The organism is Burkholderiales bacterium (assembly GCA_035560005.1).
Classification (GTDB): Bacteria; Pseudomonadota; Gammaproteobacteria; order Burkholderiales; family Eutrophovitaceae; genus DASRFY01.
The window spans coordinates 1-4,751 of sequence record DATMAN010000106.1 but is presented as its reverse complement, the minus strand read 5'-3'; the positions used below and the strand labels follow the sequence as shown (position 1 = coordinate 4,751).

Sequence of the window (4,751 nt, the reverse complement as noted above, 5' to 3'; positions counted from 1 at the left end):
TCCGCGGGTGGCTTCAGGGCATCGAGCTTGGCGACCACCGCGCGGCAGGCCGCGATCAGATCCGCGATGAGTCGATCACTGATGTTCAAGTCGCCCTCGTACTCGCCGAGATTGCGGATCTCGTGGCATTTGGCTAGCACGCGCCAAACCTCCGGCCCCAGACCAAGCGTGTGCGGCAATACCTGGAACACGATGTAGCGATTGGCCGGCCGGTAACCGTGCCAGCGCAATGCGGCCAGGCACGAGGCGTGTGCGGCGTTGTAAGCGAGATCGAAACGGCCCTCCAACGAGTTAGCGGCATTGGTGGCAGCGGATAGTCGCGCCATGCCGGAACGTTTGAGACCCGCAAACTCTTTTGCATCCGGCGGCTCCTTTTGGAGGACTTGCCGGGTCCACTCAGATTTTCAAGCGGCGAGGCCATGCTCCTCCCCGATTACCCACAGCTTGGGTTGCGCCAACACTCACTTGATAAACGCGTTGTCCGCCCGAATACGCTTGTTGAGCTCCTGCCGGGAATAAACCGTGGGATTCACGGTCCGCCCAAGCCAATTCGTTGCCTCTTCCAGGACGGCGAACAGATCAGCATAGGACAGGCTATCACTCACGACCATAAGATCGATATCGCTCTTCGCCGTGTCCTGCCTCTTAGCCACCGAACCATAGACGAACGCGGCGCTGATCTGTGCTGCGAGCGGCGCGAGCGCGGCGCGCAACACATCCACCAGGCCGGATGTTTTCGACACCAAACCGCGCAACTCCTCAAACACCGGCGCCGCCGCATTGGCCTGGTAGTGTTTCTGCTTGCCCACGCGCATGACGGTCACCAGCCCCGCCGCCTCAAGGCGGGCCAACTCCCGCTGTACCGCGCCCGTCCCGGAGCCCGCAAGGGCAATCACCTCGTTGGCGTAAAAGCTCCGGCCGGGATTTCCGAACAGCACCGCCAGCACGCGCTGCTGCACCTTGCCATCTGTCGGAGCGGCAAGCAACGCCAGGCCATTCCGATCCTCGACCTGCCGCTGCCCCGCCCGCGGGCGCCGAGTGGATCGAGGCGTATCGTCGCTGGATCCGCGGCCGGTGACGCGCAGGCGTTACCGTTACTTGTCTGGACTCAGGGCGTGGGCTGTTCTTGTGGGCGCACTCGATTCAACCGCTATGGAACGCCCATCGCACACAAGAGCGGCAAAACGCCCACTTGAACCGCCCAAAGTGACGCAGAAGTGGCATACGAAAATCTCTTTCGAGCGTCGCCGACGCAAGAACTCGCATGCGCCCAGGTTCGTCCCTCTCCATCGCATGGAACCAAACATCGCGACGCGGGCGACCGGTCAAGGAACCACGTCCGTTGACTCATGACGAGCAGGCATGAGGTTCGCTTCGACTAACATCGAACGTCCTTGGCGATTCTTGCCAGTGCGTCGTCGGCGTGCCGACGTTCTTTCCGCCTCGGCACTCAGACAACCTTCACGCCGTCCCAGTAATCACCCAGCGTGGCGTCGTTGGTGAGAAGCGTCATCGGTTCAGCCATGCTCTGCGCCACCAGCAGGCGGTCGAAGGGGTCCTTGTGGACCGGAGGCAGCTTCGCCACCCCGGCGGCGTGCAGCGCGGTGATCGGCAATTCGACAAAACCCGATTCCCGAAGTGCTGCCAGCAGCGCCTCGATGTCGATGCGGAAGTCCTTGCGTCGCAGGCCGCTCTTGATCGCGATCTCCCAGAGGCTCGCCGCGCTGTAGTAGATCTCGTTGCCCGGATCGAGCAGTTGCGCGCGCACGGCGCGCGGGAGCTTCCGGCTCGCCGCCATCGCCCACAACAACAGGTGGGTGTCGAGCAGGATGCGCATCACTCGCCGCCGAGGAACTCCGCGAGTACCTCATCCGGCAGCGGGGCATTGAAGTCGTCCGGGATGCGGGCCTTGCCATCGAGCAGCCCAAGCTTGCGCGGGATCTTGATTGCCGCGAGCGGCGCGATGCGCGCGACCGGCTTGCCGGCCTTGGCGATGACGATCTCCTTGCCCTGCGCGGCCTCTTCGACGTAGCGAGAGAAATGGGTCTTGGCGTCGTGAATGTTGACCTTCGGCATGCCCGTCACTCCTTTCTGACTGGACTAAGTCTAGTCCATCAAGTCGCCTTGGGTCAAATAACGGCGCTATGCCGCGCTTGCCGTCGGACAAGTCGCTCCGCGTCGAACCGGGATTAGCGATTGCCGCGAGTGATGCTGGCGACAAGTTCCGGTCGACGTGCGCGCAGAGAGCCACCGCGTACCGCCTAATAACATACAGTAGCGATCCAGGCCCGCTCTCGGTGTCACTTTCGAGAAGCCATGCGTTGGCAATAGCGGTTCAAGCCGCAACCATTCCTAAAAGCACGCGGTACCGATGAACCCTGCTCCAACAGACATGGGAATTGACGAAGCGCGTCAGCGTGATGGTGGCGCGCGTTGAGTACTGGCGCAGCATGCGCATCTCGCGCTCATCGAGCGGCCGGTCGATCGCCTGGAACTCGTAGCACTGATATTCGCTCATGTGGTCTCGTGACTGCGGCAGTTCAGCGGCGCCCGCGCGCCCAGTGCCGGCAGGCTTCGATCCATCCCCGCCCATGAGGGAGAGGCGTGGGCAAGGGCAGCTCGAGGATGGCGACCGCCGGTTTTCGCCGCCCACGTTTGCAGACCGCGACGATCACATTCGCGTCGGTCAGGCGACGCCCTCTACCGTGACGTCTACGCCCAGTACCTGTGTCGCGAAGGGTAGCGCCAGATGCTCTTCGATCGTGGTGTAGAACCCCACGAGCTGCTCCGCAACGGCCGGCTGGCGGCCTCGCGCTCCGCATCGACGGCACCGCGCACCGGCCCGAGCTGCATCTCGGCAATCGGCTGATGGCCGCCGCGGCGCTGCGGCGTGGCGGCAAGCCCGGTGACATACCGCGCCCTGACTCCCGCGAGCACGCGCTCGAAGGAGAACGCCGGCACGTGGTGGCACTCATCCACGATCACGTGGCCATAGTCTGCTACGAGATCGTCCACCTTTCCTTCGCGCACCAGGCTCTGGATCATGGCCACATCAACCCGCTCGGTGAGCTTCCGCTCGCCGGCGCCGATCCGCCCGATGTCCCTGTCCTCAAGCCCGAGGAACATGGCGAGCTGCGCCACCCACTGGTCGAGCAACGGGCGGCGGTGCACGAGTGTTGCTCACGGCGCGCCTGGCGATGAGATACGTGCCGAGCACGGTCTTGCCCACGCCAGGCGGTGCGACGAAAACGCCGATGTCGTGTTTGAGCAGCTCGCGCGCCGCCTCCTCCTGCACGCGGGTGAGCACACCCTGGAAACGCACCTCGATCGGCTGGCCCGCGCAGCGCTGGTCGCCGGTGCGAAGCTCGATGCCGTGGTCGGTAAGGCACTGCGCAAGGTCCGCTTCGCAACCCCGGGGCAGCGCGATGTGCCCGGGAAACTCCTCGGCGCAGGCGATGATGCGCGGGGTCAATGCCGTGGACAGGCGCATGCTCTGGCGCTTGTCGAATTCGGGATTCTGGAACGCCGCGAGGCGCTTGATCTGGTTGAACTGACGCGAGGTAAGCCCACTGATCGGGACAAGGCGCGAATCGCTCGTCGAGGAAAACCGTGTTCCCTTGGTTTCGCGGCTCGTGCTGGAATGGCAGCGCGATAAGGTTTCCGAAACCGCCACGTGGAAGCGTATCTTGGCTTGGAAAGAGCCGGTCGTAGGATTCCATGCTGAGTTGGTGGCGGCGGGCCATGGTCTCGGTGATGAAGTAGCTGCCCATCCTCCGCGCCACGGCGGGGGAACCGAAACAGAGAAGAAGAACCACGCGTGCGCGCCGTTGCCCGAGCGTGAGCGCTCCACGGCCGCGGGCGTACCCACTGTCCGGCGGGTCTCGGTGAAGGCGGCGATGTCCTCCTGCCACGCGGCCTTGTCGAAGGGGCGGACGAGGCCAGTTTCATCGCGCTCGGCGGCGCGCAGACTCTGCTCCGTCCGGGCTATCAGCGGGTGCTGTAAATGTCGAGTCGGATCAACCGTGATCCGATTCTCGGGCGCGTTCTCAAAGGCGATCAGCCGCTCGGATTCTGACTGCTGCGCTGGCTCAGGTGGCGGCGGTTCGTGCCGGGTGACGAGCACCTCGGATTGTTCGTTCTTGCCGAGCGCCGGTAGTGGCGGACGAGATGGAGCCCGGCCGGCCTCCTTTTTCGCCCCATAGCCGCGGCCGGGGATGGGAATACTGAGCCTTCGGCAGATCTTCGCGAGGCCCCCGTCCGAAAGGCCGGTTTGCTTCGCGGCCTCGGTCATGGGGCGGGACCAGATCAGTTCGAAGAGTGGCTCGCGGCTGAGGCAGATGGTTTTCCGAGGCATCGCTCCGCCCGATGGTGGATACGGACACGCGCTGACGTTCGTGCTGTTATCCTTCTCAAAGATTGCTAGTTACCCGCTGGCAGCACTTGACGAGTGCCAACACGGCACGAGCTGTTTTTTGGCGTAGTCAATTCAACCACTCACGGAGCGCCCGTTGCACACAAGAGCAGCAAAACGCCCATTTGGGCCCATTGAAGTGGCACACAAGTGCCACACGAAAATTTTTTTCGAACGTCGCTGACGCAAGGATTCGCTCGTGACCGGCGTCTACTTCGCTTCCGCGGGTGGCTTCAGGGCATCGAGCTTGGCGACCACCGCGCGGCAGGCCGCGATCAGATCCGCGATGAGTCGATCACTGATGTTCAAGTCGCCCTCGTACTCGCCGAGATTGCGGATC

Annotated in this window: 7 protein-coding genes; all 7 read right to left on the bottom strand. The window is 63.6% G+C overall.

Annotated features, from left to right (window positions below; all coding sequences use genetic code 11):
• Positions 1 to 326 (bottom strand): hypothetical protein (locus VNM24_17595; GenBank protein HWQ40395.1); only part of this gene is annotated, 326 nt, incomplete at its 3' end.
• Between the two features lie 135 nt (positions 327 to 461).
• Positions 462 to 959: a transcriptional regulator gene (locus VNM24_17590; GenBank protein ID HWQ40394.1), complete on the bottom strand. Its 498-nt coding sequence runs from the start codon at positions 957 to 959 to the stop codon at positions 462 to 464.
• 491 nt (positions 960 to 1,450) lie between these two features.
• Positions 1,451 to 1,837 carry a type II toxin-antitoxin system VapC family toxin gene (locus VNM24_17585; protein ID HWQ40393.1) on the bottom strand — a complete coding sequence of 129 codons (387 nt, stop codon included), beginning with the start codon at positions 1,835 to 1,837 and terminating at the stop codon, positions 1,451 to 1,453.
• A complete protein-coding gene (locus VNM24_17580) occupies positions 1,837 to 2,076 on the bottom strand; it encodes a type II toxin-antitoxin system Phd/YefM family antitoxin (GenBank protein HWQ40392.1) in 240 nt (79 codons plus the stop codon). Before VNM24_17580 ends, VNM24_17585 begins: the two co-directional genes overlap by 1 nt.
• 259 nt (positions 2,077 to 2,335) lie before the next feature.
• Positions 2,336 to 2,518, bottom strand: coding sequence for a hypothetical protein (locus tag VNM24_17575; GenBank protein ID HWQ40391.1), 183 nt, complete (start codon positions 2,516 to 2,518; stop codon positions 2,336 to 2,338).
• A 194-nt stretch (positions 2,519 to 2,712) separates the two neighbouring features.
• On the bottom strand, positions 2,713 to 3,156 hold the full coding sequence (locus VNM24_17570) for a DEAD/DEAH box helicase family protein (protein HWQ40390.1): 444 nt from the start codon (positions 3,154 to 3,156) through the stop codon (positions 2,713 to 2,715).
• On the bottom strand, positions 3,110 to 4,291 hold the full coding sequence (locus tag VNM24_17565) for a hypothetical protein (GenBank protein ID HWQ40389.1): 1,182 nt from the start codon (positions 4,289 to 4,291) through the stop codon (positions 3,110 to 3,112). The genes VNM24_17570 and VNM24_17565 overlap by 47 nt, the downstream gene beginning before the upstream one ends.
• Between the last annotated feature and the right edge of the window lie 460 nt (positions 4,292 to 4,751).

What these genes read in the sequence shown, in the direction of transcription:
- VNM24_17585 (HWQ40393.1), bottom strand. Translation starts at nt 1,837, where the DNA reads ATGCGCATCCTGCTCGACACCCACCTGTTGTTGTGGGCGATGGCGGCG.
- VNM24_17580 (HWQ40392.1), bottom strand. Translation starts at nt 2,076, where the DNA reads ATGCCGAAGGTCAACATTCACGACGCCAAGACCCATTTCTCTCGCTAC.
- VNM24_17575 (HWQ40391.1), bottom strand. Translation starts at nt 2,518, where the DNA reads ATGAGCGAATATCAGTGCTACGAGTTCCAGGCGATCGACCGGCCGCTC.
- VNM24_17565 (HWQ40389.1), bottom strand. Translation starts at nt 4,291, where the DNA reads ATGACCGAGGCCGCGAAGCAAACCGGCCTTTCGGACGGGGGCCTCGCG.